Origin of the sequence: Chryseobacterium sp. S0630 (assembly GCF_024158915.1) — a bacterium.
In the GTDB taxonomy this organism is placed as follows: domain Bacteria; phylum Bacteroidota; class Bacteroidia; order Flavobacteriales; family Weeksellaceae; genus Chryseobacterium.
On record NZ_JAMZGF010000002.1, the window covers coordinates 106,527 to 122,253 of the forward strand.

Consider the following 15,727-nt stretch of genomic DNA (forward strand, 5'->3'; position numbering starts at 1 on the left):
TTTTGAGACTGCGTATAGTTATGCAGCAATTTTATACTTTTGGATTTTCATATACTTATGGAAAAGATGCATATGTTGTTTGCATTTAAGTGTATTTAGCCAATTTTTACGGTTAAGTTTTCTGTTTTTCACTAATTTTCTAAGATTATGTGCCAATGCCATTAATCCAAATTCAATATTTACTTTTTCAAGTCCTTTTAGAGTAAATCTTGAAAATTTATTATTGCTTTTTAATTGCCCGAATACAGCTTCTACTTCTATAGGCCGTTTACTTCTGTGGTAATGCCCTTTTTCAGATATCAGCCTTTGTCTGGCTTTCATTCTGTGATGGTTCAGATTATAATTCACTTCGATTAATCGATTATCCTGGCTTTGATGGCAGCTTTCTCTAAGAGGACAACCCTGACATCTGAAAGCCTGATAATAATGTACCTGAGATTCATATCCGTTACTGCTGATTCTTTTGCCTTTACCGATAAAGTTCATTTGCTGTCCGCAGGGACATACATAGAAGTTATTTTCCTCATTATAATATAAGTTCTGTACAGCAAACGCATTGTTCTTCTCACTGCGCTTCTGTTCTTTATGAAAATTATTATATTTTACATAGCCCTCTATAGCTTTTTCTGCCATCATTTCGTAATTCTCTTCACTTCCATATCCGGCATCTGCTACTACCTCTTTACTTTGTTTGTGATACTGATTTTCAAAGCTGTTAAGATGATCCTTCAATGTAGTGGTATCTCCAGGAGTCTGATGAATGCTGTAATGGGTGATAAACTGGTTTTCAGTACTGATCTGTGCATTATAGGCTGGCTTAAGCTGCCCATTTTTCATATGGTCGTCTTTGAGCCGCATGAAGCAGGCGTCGGGATCTGTCTTACTATAACTGTTGCGGCCTGAGAGTATTTTTAATTGATCTTCATACTTCTGTAATCTGGGCAGGTCCTGATGCTGAAGCTTTTTAATGAGCTTCTTACCGGTTTTATTGTCCTGTGCCACAGAGTGATTAAGTTCTGCTATTTTATCCTGAAGCTCTCTGCTGTCAATAGATTTTGGAAGGGTCTTTTCATGGGATTCATAACGCTCTTCTTTGATTTGGGATTCAATATCTTCAAGTACGGAATGAATTTGAGCTTCCAGTTTTAATTTATTCTTTTCTACAGATTTTTTCCATACAAAGCTGTATCGGTTGGCAGATGATTCTATTTTTGTACCATCTATATATTGAACATTTAAACTTACGTAACCTAAATTCTGCAAAACAACGGTAACATCTGCAAAAAGACGGTGAATATGGTTTTTAAGCCGTTTGCTCCTAAAGTAATTGATGGTTCTGTAATCAGGCTTACTGTTGCCGGAAAGCCACATGAAATGAATATTTTCTCCAAGTGCCTTTTCTATTTTACGGCATGAATAAATATTGTTGAAATAGGCATAGAATAAAACTTTGATCATCATCCGGGGGTGAAAACTTGTCGTTCCACCGCCTTTATATTCACTTATAATATGATCGATATTCAAGTTATCCACTAATTCATTGGTAAGACGTACCGGATCATTAGCACCTATCTTATCAAAAATATCTTCAGGAAATAAGCTGGGAGTATTGGTGGGTAAAGATTTAAACCGTACTTTCATATCAATGTTTGTTTGGGTGCACCTTAAAGATAAATCTTAAAGGACAAACAACAAAAAAATCCCCGAAACTTTTTAAGTAACGGGGATATTTTTTTGGACTTTTTAGACAGCCTCCATAAATAAGGTTAAGTATAAAACAAATATACTTCTTCCTCTATGCTTTATTCACTCTTTTACAAAACAAAATGTGCGCTATTAAAGCCAACACTCCAAAGACTGTTCCAACGAAGCATACACCCGTCCATTGAGCCTTTTGCCAGGCAATAGATGCCAGCCAGGTTCCCAATGATCCACCAATGAAATAAGATACCATATACACGGTATTCAGCCTGTTGACAGCATTTGATTTGATAAGGAAATAATTGGTCTGGTTCATAATGTGACTTGACTGTACTCCCAGATCAACAAGAATTACTCCGACAATCAGTCCCCAATAGGTTTCTCCAGCAAAATAGGTAAAGCCCCAGCTTCCTATCACAATCAATAAAGAGTACAATATAATCCTGTTAATATCCAGATACTTTTGAAGTTTTCCCACCTTAGCCGCGGCTAAAGCTCCTACAGCACCTGCTAATCCAAAGCTCCCCACTACAGAAGATCCTGCATTAAAAGGTGGCTTTTCCATATGAAAAACCAATGTGGTAAACAAAGCACACATAGATCCAAATGCCATTGCTCCACGGAATGATGCCAGCTGAAGAATCGGTTGTGTTTTGGCAAGTTGGGCTACAGAACGCATCAGCTCTTTATAAGTTCCTTTAAAATTAGGAGACAGCTCCGGAAGCATTTTATAAACGGCTAACCAAACCAGAATCATCAATCCTGCCGCAATTCCAAACATGGCTCTCCATCCCCAGACTTCCCCAACAATTCCACCCACAAAACGGGACAGAAGAATTCCCAATAACAATCCGGACATGACCAATCCAATGTTAGAGGATTTTTCTTTATCCGATGAAAGCTCAGCTGCAATAGGGACAAACAATTGAGGAATAACTGATGTAGCTCCAATCAGTAAACTGGCTGCATACAGCATCCACAACTGAGTAGCAAAAGTCATCCATAAAAGTGAACCGAAAACCAGACACAAATCAATTAAGATTAATTTCTTGCGGAAAAATTTATCTCCCAACGGAACTATCAGCAGCAATCCTAATGCATAGCCAATCTGTGTAAGGACAGATATTTTACTTGCAGCACTTTCAGAAACCTGAAGTTCTTCGGAAATGAGAGCCAATAAAGGCTGATTATAATAATTGTTGGCCACTACAAGCCCGGAAATAACAGCCATAAGCCAGATGACCGTCCGGGAAATACCATGGGAAGAACTCTCCTGCATTACGTATAAAGTTTTTATTTGAATTGAAAGTCATCTGACAGCAGATCGTCAGATTTTTAAGAGATCAAATATAATCATTAAAAAAAGAAAATTTCCGGTCTTATCTTTTACATCCTTATGAATAATCCGTAATGTTCCGATAAGTAGAATGATTTCAGCATTCTGCCTTTATGATTGTTTTTATTGATCATATATATCGATGAAAAACCTTTTGAATATTAGAAATATTAAGGAAATTTGCAGCATGAAAATTATTCCACTTAAAGAAGGCAATTTTTCGGCAAGCAAAACCAAAGATTTTACGCTTTTAACAGAAGAAAATTTTGATACCATCGGAGGAATCAAAATGTCTGTTCAACCGTTTCTTATCATTACGGAAAATGATTATATCCTTTTGGATGCAGGGATTGGCTGGAAAAATGAGTCCGGAACAACGGTGGTTTCAGAAATTCTTAAAAAGGAAAATATTCGCCCTGAACAGATCACAAAGTTATTGCTTTCCCATCTTCATAAAGATCATATTGAAGGCGCTGTAAAGCTTACAGAAAATGGTTTTGAAGCTGCTTTTCCCAATGCTCAGATCTATATCCAGAAACGCGAACTGGATTTTGCAATGGAAAAGAAAGGTAATCCTTCTTTTGACTTTGATATGCTGGATAAACTGATTCAGCTTCCGAATATCACATGGATGAATGAAGATCAGGGGCAGATTACAGACGAAATTTCATATGAAGTAGTTGGAGGACACACTCCTTTTATGCAGGTGTTCTGGATCAGGGAAAATGATGAAACGGCTTTCTACGGAGCTGATGATCTTCCTCAGGCTTCTTATTTAAAATACCATTTGGCCTATAAAAGCGATTTCGATGGCAGAAAAGCAATGGAGTTAAGGCTTCAGTGGGAAAAAGAAGCAAGAGAGAACAACTGGAAAATTCTTTTGTATCATGATTTGGATAATGCCATCGTAGAAGTGTAGATGCAGAAAAAATGGTTTAAAATTCATTAAACCATTTATAGATATCAAATTCAGAAGGAATATTCAGTTTTTTTCTGATTCTGTTTTTCCTGTTCTGTATTGCTTTTGGAGTGACAAAAATACAGGTTGCAATTTCCTTGGTGGTCATATTGAGCTTAAGGTAAATACAAAAGATCAGTTCAGAATTTTTAAGGGAAGGCTGTATATCAGATAACTTTTTAAAAAAATCGGGATAAACCAATCTGAATTTATTCAAGAGACGAGGAGAATTTGCTTTGGCCAATGCCATTATTTCGTCTTGTACAAGAATCTTTTGGGTTAAATCCTCTAAGTTAGTTTCAGGTGTTCTATTTTTCATAATACTTTTTCATCTCTTATTTCAGATACCACATCTCTTGTGTATCTGTACAAAGTCTTTTTTTCACTGTTCAATTTGTGTTTTACAGAATCAATACCGGGAACAAAATAATTTTTATGTATTCAAAATTCCATAAGTTTTAATTAATATTACTAATATTACGTAACGATTTACGTTGTATAACTTGCATTTATTGAAGGATTTTGTTAAAAAAACAACACCTATGAATTTCTTTACATTTTACAAAGGCAAAGAAAGAAAAAATGATTAAAATTTTATTAAATACGTGTACCACATAGATACCACGTTATATTTTGAGCCAAAATATCATAAATGCTTTTATCAGCCCGTTCCCTACTATTTGCGTTCTTATTTTGATAGGAAGTAAATGTAGTGGGTTATTGCATTAACTTTTTATGATCTCGATCAATGTTTTCTGCGTATTTACTACAGAAATGAATAAGGATGATTCATAAAAAAAGCCGGATTTATTGTAAATCCGGCTTTCTGATAAATTATGTACTATTTTACTCTTGATCCAACTCTTTCTGAAACTCTTCCAGATATTTGGAAAGGTGAATTCCATCTGCCAATCCGTGATGGGCTTCAATAGACACCGGAAGATATTTTCTCCCTTCTCGGATGTTGAATCTTCCAAAAGCAATTTTAGGCACCGATTCTGTTGTGTTAAAATCTGTTGGATGCAATATCGCACTGAACGAATTCCATGGAATGGTAGTGTGTCTGATGTGGTCCTTCCCCAGCCTTTCATTGCTAAGTCTCAACCCTGTACTTTCATGTACTCCTTTTATCTCCTCCTGCAGAGCTGCATTGAACGTTTCGAAATCTTCTGAGAAAGGTGTGAAAGAAAAACCGAAAGTACCATCCGGTCTGCCAATCGTACTACCAGCATGAACGGTATCAAACTGTATCACCTGCCCATCAATAATTCTCAGCTTTAGTTCGTCTACTCTATTGATCGCCACCATAGATTTGTGAAAATAATAGGCAAAAAATGAATACCCTTTTTCTTTTGCTGTACTGTAGGCGTGTGTACAGTCTACTTCTGTTGTAAATCCAAAATAAGGGCTTGCCATGTTAGAAAAAAATTCAAAATGTTCTTTTCTGTTCCAGCTCTCTATATCTACGATCTTCATTGATTCTTATTTGCTGCAAATTTCTGAAAGTTTATCCGGTTTTAAAAGTTTATGTTTAAAAATATAATTAAAACTTAATTTTGTAAAATACCCATTTGGTCGATATTTTGCTGCAAAACAATCATATTTTATACTTTCATTGATTTACTTTTCAACTAACTCCTTTTCATCCAGGAGATTGAAAACATACAAACTTAATTAATAACAAAATAAAAGATAGGACAATGGAAAAAGTCGGATTCATCGGATTAGGAAATATGGGACATCCTATGGCAAAAAACATTGAAAAAGCAGGAGTTTCCCTTTCAGTGTATAACAGATCATCAGAAAAAGCCAAAGATTTTGAAGAAAAATCTACAGTATATACCGGAGTTAAAGACCTTGTACAAAACAGCGATATTATCTTCACCATGCTGACCAACGATAGTGCTGTAAAAGCAGTATATAAAGAAATTCTTCCTTTAAACATTCAGGGAAAACTCTTTGTGGATATGAGTACTATTTCTCCGGAAACTTCCACAGAAACCGCTGCGGCTCTCAAAATAAAAGAAGCTTCGTTTATTGATGCTCCGGTAGCAGGAAGTACTTTACCGGCAAAAGAAGGAACACTGATCATTATGGCTGGAGGTGAAGAAAAAGACATCCAGCGCGCCATGCCTTATCTTTTGAAAATGGGAAAATCTGTAAAACATTTGGGTGAAAACGGAAAAGGAATCGCAGGAAAACTGTCTATCAATTATTTTCTGTCCACTATTTATCAGGGACTGGCGGAAACTGTTTTACTTTCAGAAAAATTAGGAATTGAACGATCAGATATGCTGGAAATCATCAATGAAAGTGCCAGCGGAAGCGGTGCTACCAAAGTAAAAACACCTCTGCTGATTACAGATCAGTATGCTCCGGCATTTGCCCTTGATCTGATGCTGAAAGACATTCTTCTTGCTAAAAATGCAGGTGCAGATTATCCTCTTTCTGAAGCTTTGATTCAAACCTATCAAAATGCCCATGATAAAGGCTTTGGTCAGGATGACGTTATTGGAATTATCAATTATTTGAAAACAATAGAATAAATATTGCAATCATGAATTACAAAGGAAACCATTGGTCTGCCAGAAAAACAGATCAGATTTACATCGTGAGCCTTGATAATCATTCCAATATTGTAGAAGGTTTAACAGACTTTATTCAAAACCAAAATATCCAGGCAGGAGAAGTAACCGGTATAGGAGCTGTGAGTGAAGCTACTCTCCGATTCTTTAATCCAACAACAAAAAAATATGTAGATAAGACTTTCAAAGAACAGATGGAAGTCACTAATATTTCCGGAAATGTTTCTGAAATAGAAGGAAAACTAGCTCTTCACCTTCATATTACACTCGGAAGAGAAGATTACACCGCTTTGGCAGGACATCTTCTGGAAGCGAAAATTCAGGGAGCCGCAGAATTTATTTTCTATCCATTGAATACAAGGACTTTCAAAATTAAAAATGAGGAAATAGGAATCAATCTCTATGATTTTGAAAAATAATGTTTTGATGCGTTTGAAAATAGTAATTTTGATGAAATATTTATTGGATGTTTGAAGTGCTGCTTTCCCATATCGAAAATAAGGTTGATATCACGGAAGAACAAAAGAATCAGATTAAGTCTTTTTTTACCCTTAAAAAACTTCGCAGAAAACAGTATCTTCTTCAGGAAGGAGATATCTGCAAATCGTTGTCTTTTGTAAGCAAAGGACTGCTGAAGTCTTATTTTCTGGATGAAAAAGGAAATGAGCACATCAATATGTTTGCCTTTGAAGGCTGGTGGATTTCAGATTTCAACAGCTTTATCAATCAGGAAAAATCGGTACTCAATATTGATGCGATTGAAGAAACCGAAATACTGACAATCACTTTGGAAGACTATGAAAAAATGATGCTGGAAATTCCTGTAATGGATCGCTATTTCAGAATTTTATACCAAAACAGCCTCGTAACGAAAGATTACAGACTCATTGTGTCCAATAGCTACACGGCTGAAGAAAAATATCTTCAACTGGCACAAAAGAATCCTGAAATGATCAAAAGAGTGCCACACAACCTTATTGCTTCCTATCTTGGCCTTGCTCCTGAAACGGTAAGCAGAATCCGTAAAAAGAATTCTCTGAATAATACTTGATCCAGATCAACTCAAACCCATGATCCAAATCAAGCATAAAAGCTTCTATCCAACCATAATTTTGTACAAGAAATTTTACAATACTTATGGAAAATATTGCATTGGTAGTAGGTGCTACCGGAATTACAGGAAGTAACCTTGCTGAAGAATTAATTGCACAAGGCTGGACAACATACGGATTATCAAGAAATCCCACCACCAATATTGATGGTCTTCTTCCCATTAAAGCAGACCTGCTAAATGAGCAAAACCTTGCAGAAGCGCTGGAAGGAATCTCTCCTACTCATATTTACTTTACCACATGGATGCGCAACGACACTGAAGAAGAAAATATCCGTGTCAACAGCCTATTGGTGAGAAATCTGCTAAACATTTTATCTCCTAAAAAGTCGGTTCAGCATGTAGCTTTGGTTACAGGGCTTAAACATTATCTGGGACCATTTGAGGCTTATGCTAAAGAAGGAGTTTTACCGGAAACACCTGTCAGAGAAGAACATCCAAGACTTCCTCTACCCAACTTTTATTATGCACAGGAAGACGAAGTATACAAAGCTTCTGAAAGAGACGGCTTTACATGGAGTATTCACAGGCCTCACACTGTAGTTGGATATGCCGTAGGAAATCTTATGAATATCGGAACTACATTGGCTGTATATGCCAGCATCTGCAAAGAAACCGGAAGAAAATTCATCTGGCCGGGTTCAGAGGCACAGTGGAATGGTGTTTCAGATGTAACTGATGCAAGAATACTGGCCAAACAATTGGTATGGGCTTCATCTACAGAATCTGCAAAAAACCAGGCTTTTAATATTGCTAACGGAGATGTTTTCCGATGGAAATGGCTTTGGAAAAGACTTGCCAATTGTTTCGGTGTACAAGCTGAAGGTTTCAACGGAACGATAAGACCTCTCGAAAAAGAACTGGAAAACGACAACGATGTATGGACAACCATTGCAGAAAAGTATAATCTCAAAGAGAAGAACCTTAACCGTTTGTCGTCTGCATGGCACACTGATCTGGATCTGGGAAGACCACTGGAAGTGATGTGTGATATGTCTAAAAGCAGAAAACTGGGCTTTACTGCATATACAAGTACAGAAGACTCTTTTATTAATGTCTTTGAAAGACTGAGATCAGAAAATATGATCCCTTAATAATATGTAGGATAACGCAATGAGGCAGGAAAATTACAAATGATTGATAAATTCTCGCAGATCTTGGAGGTTATACAAATTTTGTGATTAATCAACAAGTATTTTGAAATATTCAGTATTAAATTTTATCAAAGATAAAATCCTTGCGACTTAAAATCAAAATATTGTAAAACCTTTCTTGCGTCTTTGCGTTTTTCCAACAAAAGCAGATAATGCTTATAATATAATTTGTGTTTTTTTATGGTTAAAGCTATATTTCTGTAGTTTTCACCCCAAATTTCTTTTTGAAAGAAGAATAAAAGTGAGATAAATTCTCAAAACCCAGATCAAGATAAATATCTGAAGGCTTTTTATCTCTGTTCTTAATTAAATAATACGCTTCTTTTAATCTTTTCTCTTTCAGCCACTGTTTGGGTGTCATCTCAAAGGTTTTACTGAAATCTCTTTTAAATCCCGAAAGACTACGCCCTGTGAGCCTTGCAAAAGCATCTACAGAAACATTGAACATAAAGTTTTTATTCATAAAATCCTTAAGATCAATCTTATGAGGTTCAGAAAAATCAAAAAGAAGATTTTTAAAATCCGGATTGCTCAGCAACAGTAATTCTATGGCTTCCTTCACCTTTAATGCGGCTAACTTTGGAGGAATTTCCTTTGTCTTATTAATGTAAGGAATAAGAGAAGCGAAATAGCTTTTAAAAAAATCATCAGGCTCGAAAAATAACCGTTCATTACCAGAAAATTTGGTACTTACATTGATTTTGTTTTCAGTAGCATACTGTCTCAGCGTTTCATCATCCAATGTCATAGAAACAAACTGATACTTTTCGTGAGCCGAAGGATATTTTATCGTTCTGATCAGTTGATTTTTCCTCACCAGAACCACTGTATTCTCTTTGATTACCGTTTTACCATGTTCATGAAAAGCATGAGTTTCTCCTGAGATCTGAAATCCCAGAAAATGATCCGGAATAAATTCCTCATGGCCTCTGTAAGATTCAAAGGCGCACGAGTAAACAAGTTGATCAAATATGATTTCAGAAGTGTTTTCCATGATACAAATATCTGAAATTTAAGCAATAGCATGAGCTCCTGCCTCCGCAATTTCTTTATCCTGTTCGGGAGTTCCTCCTGAAGAACCAATTGCCCCAATCATCTTTCCCTCCGTATTCCTCAGAACAACACCTCCTGCAATAGTCAGAAGCCCTTCATTTGAATTCAGCATTCCATACCCATGAACACCGGTTTCAGAAATAATGCTTCCCATCACCTCACTGTTTACTCCAAACATCACTGCTGTTTTTGCCTTTTTAACAGCAAAATCAATTACTCCATACACACTATCCAGTCTGGCCAATGCAATAAGGTGTCCGCCCATATCTACCACAGCAATAGTTACAGGAATATTCATTGATAATGCTTTTTCCTGGGCTGCCTGTAAAGCTTTTTCTGCCGTTTTATAATTCAACTCCATGATATTAGCTTTTTGCGGTCCATGCATCTGCCTGAAGCTGTTTTACAAACTCTTCGGTTTCCTTCGGATGCACATTTCTAAAATTACTGTTGTCATCTAAAGCAACATTTACAATAACATCTGCCATAGATTGCGGATCGAGCTGATGTGCTAAAGATTCTGCTGCTCCGTCAAACGCTGATTCCGGAGTAAAGTTGGTTTTAGGATCATACCAATGGAAAATAGAATCTACTCCTCTATCATTGAAACCTGTTCCAAATACACCAGGATTACAGGTTGCAATCTTAATATTAAAGGGAACCAATTCAGTCCTCAACCCTTCTGCAATAGATTCCAACGCATGTTTGGAAGCACAGTAAGCAGCTACGTAAGGAACGGTCCATAAACCACCCATTGAAGACGTGAAAACAATCTTACCATTCTTCTTTTCAACAAACTTTTTGATATAACCCTGTGCAAGATGTAAAGCACCAAATACATTCACTTCAAACATAGAGCGGATAATATCTACGGGCTGCTCTGCAATCGGACCGCCTTCCATAATTCCGGCATTGCTGATGAGAACATCAATATCATTATATTTCTTTAAAATATAATCTACATCTCTCTGGCTCGTTACATCCAGTTTGTCCACTGTAAGATTCACATCCTGTTCTTTAGCTTCACGGATTAAATCACTCATCTGAGGATAGACCTGCGTAGTGGCGATTACTTTGTGTCCTTTTTTAGCAAGATCAAAAGCAGCTATTTTTCCGAATCCGCTTGCTGCACCTGTAATTAAAATTGTTTTACTCATTGTATTCTTTTTTAATGATGGTACAAATTTCAAAGATTTTAAGAAGGTCAATATTGCCTGGAAGTTCATTTTTATATTGCTGAAAAGTTCAGAAAGTGTATCAGAAAAGAATGTTTTCTCAAATAACTCTCCTTTTTACATCATAAAAAAATAGAATTATCGTTAGATTTGTAACCTTTACAATACAACTAATAACGAACATATGCTTAAAATTAAAACACTCTTTTTAATTCTTCTCACCTCCTCTTCTTTTAGCTTAGCTCAAAACTGCAATTGTGAAAGTAACTATCTGTGGGTGAAAAAGACCTTCGAGGAAAATGATGCCGGATATCAGTATATTATTGATAAAAAGGGCGTTTTGGCTTATCAGGCTCATAACAATGACTTTCTGAACAGAATCAAAAATATAAAATCAGATACGGAATGTACCCAGACGATCTATGAATGGCTTAAGTTCTTCAGATCCGGACATTTTTCAATTTCAAAAATTGGAAATAAAATCCAGGAAACTCCGCCTGTGGTAATGAATGAAAATGCCAAAACAGAACTGATAAAAGTAGATATAGAAAAGTTCAAAAAAGAAGTGTTATCTAAAAAAGAATCAGACATTGAAGGAATTTGGGAAACTGAGCCTTACACTATAGGAATTAAAAAGTTTGGAGAAGTCTACAAAGGCTTTATCATCACATCCGGAGCTGAGAACTGGAAACCAAACGAGTTAAAACTAACTTTCAATGCTGACAAAACCAAAGGAACTTACTATTTAAGAAACAAATCGGGTCAGGAAATAAATAACATACGGTTAGTAGGAAAAAATTATCTTGAAATCAATGACTTTACCCTGAAAAGAGTTTCTCCAAAATTTGAAAAAGAAGAAGGTATTGAAACCCATTATCAAGCGATCACAGCTCAAAAACCTTTTCTGAAGGAACTCAACAAAACGACTCTACTTTTGAGAATTCCTTCCTTCAATGGTGCTTTGAGAAAAGATATCGACAGTGTCATTACAGCCAATCAATCTAAAATTGAAAACACAGAAAATCTTATCATTGATATCAGAAATAATGGAGGTGGCAGTGATAACAGCTTTGCTAAAATTATTCCTTATCTCTACACGAACCCTATCAGAAGTGTCAGAACACAATTTTATTCTACAAAACTGAATAATCAGAGAATGCTAGATCTTTATGAGAATTACCAGAAATATGGGATCCCTGCAGAGGAAAGAGAATATCTAAAGAAAGCCTATGATAAGCTCAGCCAAAACCCGGGCAAGTTTGTAAGCCTGCAGGATGATGGGAATTTGGTAGGAATCAATAAAATGGATAAAATTTCACCCTACCCAAAAAATGTAGGGATCATCATCAATAAAGGAAACGGAAGTACAGCAGAAGAGTTTTTACTGGCCGCTAAACAAAGCAAAAAAGTAAAACTTTTTGGAACAACCACAGCAGGAGTTTTGGATATTTCCAATATGTATTTTGTAAATTCTCCATGTAACGAATTTAAACTGGGATATGCACTCTCCAAAAGCTTCCGTATTCCGGATATGGCCATTGACGAAAAAGGTATTCAGCCAGACTATTTCATTGATAAAACTATCCCCGATTATCAATGGATTGACTTCGTAAACGATGTGTTGAATGAAAAATAAACTATCCAAGCTGTTTCTATTCGAAACAGCTTTTTTTATGCTTTAAAATCCTATTGCAATCCTTCTTTTCATTATTTAACACTACAGAATATCAATAGAAATGGGCTTTAGCCAAAACCTATTATGAATAATCATTCCTACAGTATGGAATGATTCATAAGATCTCATACCACAATAATAAAAAAATAAACACTTTATTGTAAATTGGTTAACTTTTTGAAGCTTATTTTCTAAACCAGTCACACCATTGAAATTAATCACATTTACCAAAAAAGGCATTTACTGTCCTCAGGGAAAATTTTATATAGATCCCTGGAGACCTGTAGACATGGCAGTTATTACCCATGGCCACGCCGATCATGCCCGTTGGGGAATGAAAAAATACCTTTGCCACCATTTTACCAAACCTATTCTGCATCAGAGAATCGGAACCGATATCGAATGTCAGAGTGTAGAATATGGTGAAGTGATTACCATCAATGGAGTAAAACTTTCACTTCATCCGGCCGGACATATCATTGGCTCTGCTCAGATAAAGCTTGAATATAAAGGATATGTGACGGTCATCTCAGGAGATTATAAAGTTCAGGATGACGGATTGAGCACTCCTTTTGAGCTGGTAAGATGTAATGAATTTGTCACAGAAAGTACCTTTGGACTGCCTATTTACAACTGGCTGGAAGTTCCGGATTTAAATAAAAAACTTCAGAACTGGGTACTGAAAAATAAAGAAAACAACAAAACCTCTATTTTTATAGGGTATTCTTTAGGGAAAGCCCAACGTATTATGAAAGCAGTGGAAGAATTAGGAAAAATATACGTTCATTATTCCATCGGAAAGCTTAATGAAGCCTTTGAAACAGTAGGAATTGAACTTCCAGAATATACCATTGCAGATTTCAGAGAACGCCCGAAAGAGATGGAACACGAAATTGTGATTGTACCACCTGCTTTGCTCGATAGTAATATCATTAAGAAAATTCCAGATCCGGCCACCGCGATATGTTCCGGCTGGATGCAGGTACGCGGTGCCAGAAGATGGAGAAGTGCAGACGCAGGATTTGCGATGAGTGACCATGCAGACTGGAAAGGATTGTTACAAACGGTAAAAGCAACTGAAGCAGAGTTGGTTCATGTTACTCACGGGCAGACGGAAGTTTTTTCCAAATATCTGAATGAAACAGGAATTAAAGCAGATGTTGTAGAAACACTTTACGGTGAGGATGAAGAAGAATCTGAAAAAGAAATCTCACAAAATCCGGAATCATGAGACATTTTGCAGACCTTATCAACGCATTGGAAACAACCAATAAAACCAATGCTAAAATTGATGCCATCATGGATTATCTCGAGCGTGCTCCTGATGAGGATAAAGTATGGTTTATCGCTTTATTTACCGGCAAAAGACCTAAGAGAAATGTCAATACCAATTACATGAAAGAATGGGCTCTGGAAATCACAAAACTTCCTTATTGGCTGTTTCAGGAATCCTATTCTGCAGTAGGTGATCTTGGAGAAACATTATCATTAATTCTCCCGCCTCCACAGGAAAAAATAGAACGTTCATTATCAGAATGGATGAATGATATTGTTAGTCTGAAGGACAAAACAGATACAGAAAAGAAAGAATTTGTACTGCAATCATGGAATGGTCTGGATTATACCGAACGTTTGATTTTCAATAAATTAATTGGCGGAAGCTTCCGGATTGGAGTATCAGATAAAACATTAATCAATGCATTAACCAAATTTTCAGGGCAGGAATCGAGTGCTTTGATGCACAGCTTAATGGGTAAATGGTTACCCGATGAAGTTACTTTCAAAGAACTTATTGATGCAGAAAATGTAAATCCTGACAACTCAAAACCATACCCTTTCTGCCTTGCCTATCCTTTGGAAAAAGAAACTAAAGAATTGGGAAATCCTGATGAATGGCTGGTAGAATACAAATGGGACGGAATACGTGGCCAGATCATCAGAAGAAACGATGAAGTCTTCATCTGGTCAAGAGGGGAAGAACTCGTGACCGAACAATTTCCGGAAATTACAGATGTCATAAAAGCCATGAAAGGCAACTTTGTACTGGATGGAGAAATACTTGCGGTAAACGATGGTAAAGTTTTAAATTTTAACGAATTACAGAAAAGATTAAACAGGAAAACTTTAACTAAAAAAATGCTCTCAGAAATCCCCATAGAAGTCTTTGTCTACGACTTACTGGAACTGGAAAACAACGACCTGAGAGAAAAACCAATCTCCGCAAGAAGAGCTTTACTTGAAGAATTATTATTGAATGAAAATTCTGAACGCATCAGTATTTCCAAAAGTCTGGATTTTGAAAAATGGGAAGAACTGAATTCGCTTCGTGAAAATTCAAGAGCAGTAAACAGCGAAGGATTGATGTTAAAACAAAAAAATTCACCTTATCATTCCGGAAGAAAAAAAGGCGACTGGTGGAAGTGGAAAATCAATCCTTTTACCATTGATGCAGTTCTGATCTACGCCCAGAAAGGCAGCGGCCGACGAAGTGCTTATTACACAGATTATAGTTTTGCAGTGAAGAACGGAGATAGTTTGGTGACCATTGCCAAAGCCTACTCAGGATTGACAGATAAAGAAATCATGGAGGTGAGCAGATTTGTCACCAAAAATGCCATTGAAAAATTTGGTCCTGTAAGAACGGTAAAAGCAGAACTCGTTTTCGAAATTGCTTTTGAAGGCATAGGTTTCAGCAACCGTCATAAAAGCGGTGTAGCCCTACGATTTCCAAGAATTGTAAGATGGCGGAAAGATAAAACCGTAGATGAAATTGATGACTTAGAAGAGATTAAAAAATTAATACAATAATATTCTAACGCAATGGCGCAAGGATTTTTGACTTAAGCGTAATATTCTTTGTTCACAAAGGCACTATGTTCATGAATAGTAAGATATTGTCTTCGCTGAGTGAAACGCCCTTGCGATCGAAAAATAAATAATATCCTATAAAATCTTAGCGCCTTAGCGTTAGAAATTAAA

The 15,727-nt window shown here is 36.4% G+C and carries 15 protein-coding genes; 8 read left to right on the top strand and 7 right to left on the bottom strand.

The window, feature by feature from the left end; all coding sequences use genetic code 11:
• Nucleotides 1-18: 18 nt before the first annotated feature.
• Complete coding sequence (locus NK356_RS01375; RefSeq protein WP_253316021.1) at nucleotides 19-1,641, bottom strand: IS1182 family transposase; 1,623 nt, start codon at nucleotides 1,639-1,641, stop codon at nucleotides 19-21.
• A 154-nt stretch (nucleotides 1,642-1,795) separates the two neighbouring features.
• Nucleotides 1,796-2,980 carry an MFS transporter gene (locus NK356_RS01380; RefSeq protein ID WP_253316022.1) on the bottom strand — a complete coding sequence of 395 codons (1,185 nt, stop codon included), beginning with the start codon at nucleotides 2,978-2,980 and terminating at the stop codon, nucleotides 1,796-1,798.
• A 244-nt stretch (nucleotides 2,981-3,224) separates the two neighbouring features.
• On the opposite strand from NK356_RS01380, the gene NK356_RS01385 reads away from it, so the two are divergent.
• Nucleotides 3,225-3,956: an MBL fold metallo-hydrolase gene (locus NK356_RS01385; protein WP_034698381.1), complete on the top strand. Its 732-nt coding sequence runs from the start codon at nucleotides 3,225-3,227 to the stop codon at nucleotides 3,954-3,956.
• A 16-nt stretch (nucleotides 3,957-3,972) separates the two neighbouring features.
• Here the strand turns inward: NK356_RS01385 and NK356_RS01390 are convergent, their stop codons facing one another.
• Nucleotides 3,973-4,314 carry a hypothetical protein gene (locus NK356_RS01390; RefSeq protein ID WP_051934527.1) on the bottom strand — a complete coding sequence of 114 codons (342 nt, stop codon included), beginning with the start codon at nucleotides 4,312-4,314 and terminating at the stop codon, nucleotides 3,973-3,975.
• A 527-nt stretch (nucleotides 4,315-4,841) separates the two neighbouring features.
• Nucleotides 4,842-5,471 carry a chloramphenicol acetyltransferase gene (locus tag NK356_RS01395; protein WP_253316023.1) on the bottom strand — a complete coding sequence of 210 codons (630 nt, stop codon included), beginning with the start codon at nucleotides 5,469-5,471 and terminating at the stop codon, nucleotides 4,842-4,844.
• 209 nt (nucleotides 5,472-5,680) lie between these two features.
• On the opposite strand from NK356_RS01395, the gene NK356_RS24210 reads away from it, so the two are divergent.
• From NK356_RS24210 to NK356_RS01415, 4 genes are all read left to right on the top strand, one after another.
• Complete coding sequence (locus NK356_RS24210; RefSeq protein ID WP_367399289.1) at nucleotides 5,681-6,541, top strand: NAD(P)-dependent oxidoreductase; 861 nt, start codon at nucleotides 5,681-5,683, stop codon at nucleotides 6,539-6,541.
• Between the two features lie 11 nt (nucleotides 6,542-6,552).
• Nucleotides 6,553-6,999 carry a PPC domain-containing DNA-binding protein gene (locus NK356_RS01405; protein ID WP_034698173.1) on the top strand — a complete coding sequence of 149 codons (447 nt, stop codon included), beginning with the start codon at nucleotides 6,553-6,555 and terminating at the stop codon, nucleotides 6,997-6,999.
• A 47-nt stretch (nucleotides 7,000-7,046) separates the two neighbouring features.
• A complete protein-coding gene (locus NK356_RS01410; protein ID WP_253316025.1) occupies nucleotides 7,047-7,631 on the top strand; it encodes a Crp/Fnr family transcriptional regulator in 585 nt (194 codons plus the stop codon).
• A gap of 86 nt (nucleotides 7,632-7,717) precedes the next feature.
• Entirely contained in the window at nucleotides 7,718-8,785 is a 1,068-nt protein-coding gene (locus NK356_RS01415; RefSeq protein ID WP_253316026.1) for an SDR family oxidoreductase, read from the top strand.
• A 250-nt stretch (nucleotides 8,786-9,035) separates the two neighbouring features.
• Here NK356_RS01415 and NK356_RS01420 read toward each other — a convergent pair whose 3' ends face one another.
• Genes NK356_RS01420 through NK356_RS01430 form a run of 3 tightly spaced genes read right to left on the bottom strand, consistent with a single transcriptional unit; the run spans nucleotide 9,036 to nucleotide 11,055 of the window.
• Complete coding sequence (locus NK356_RS01420; RefSeq protein WP_034698180.1) at nucleotides 9,036-9,839, bottom strand: AraC family transcriptional regulator; 804 nt, start codon at nucleotides 9,837-9,839, stop codon at nucleotides 9,036-9,038.
• 18 nt (nucleotides 9,840-9,857) lie between these two features.
• Entirely contained in the window at nucleotides 9,858-10,259 is a 402-nt protein-coding gene (locus tag NK356_RS01425; protein WP_034698386.1) for a heme-binding protein, read from the bottom strand.
• A 4-nt stretch (nucleotides 10,260-10,263) separates the two neighbouring features.
• Complete coding sequence (locus tag NK356_RS01430; protein ID WP_034698182.1) at nucleotides 10,264-11,055, bottom strand: SDR family oxidoreductase; 792 nt, start codon at nucleotides 11,053-11,055, stop codon at nucleotides 10,264-10,266.
• Between the two features lie 295 nt (nucleotides 11,056-11,350).
• Here NK356_RS01430 and NK356_RS01435 point away from each other — a divergent pair, with 295 nt between their 5' ends.
• From NK356_RS01435 to NK356_RS01445, 3 genes are all read left to right on the top strand, one after another.
• Nucleotides 11,351-12,709 (top strand): S41 family peptidase, encoded by a 1,359-nt coding sequence (locus NK356_RS01435; protein WP_253316027.1) that lies wholly within the window; start codon nucleotides 11,351-11,353, stop codon nucleotides 12,707-12,709.
• 247 nt (nucleotides 12,710-12,956) lie between these two features.
• Nucleotides 12,957-13,979, top strand: a complete 1,023-nt coding sequence (locus NK356_RS01440) for a ligase-associated DNA damage response exonuclease (RefSeq protein ID WP_034698186.1) — start codon at nucleotides 12,957-12,959, stop codon at nucleotides 13,977-13,979.
• A complete protein-coding gene (locus NK356_RS01445; protein ID WP_253316028.1) occupies nucleotides 13,976-15,556 on the top strand; it encodes an ATP-dependent DNA ligase in 1,581 nt (526 codons plus the stop codon). Before NK356_RS01440 ends, NK356_RS01445 begins: the two co-directional genes overlap by 4 nt.
• Nucleotides 15,557-15,727: the final 171 nt, after the last annotated feature.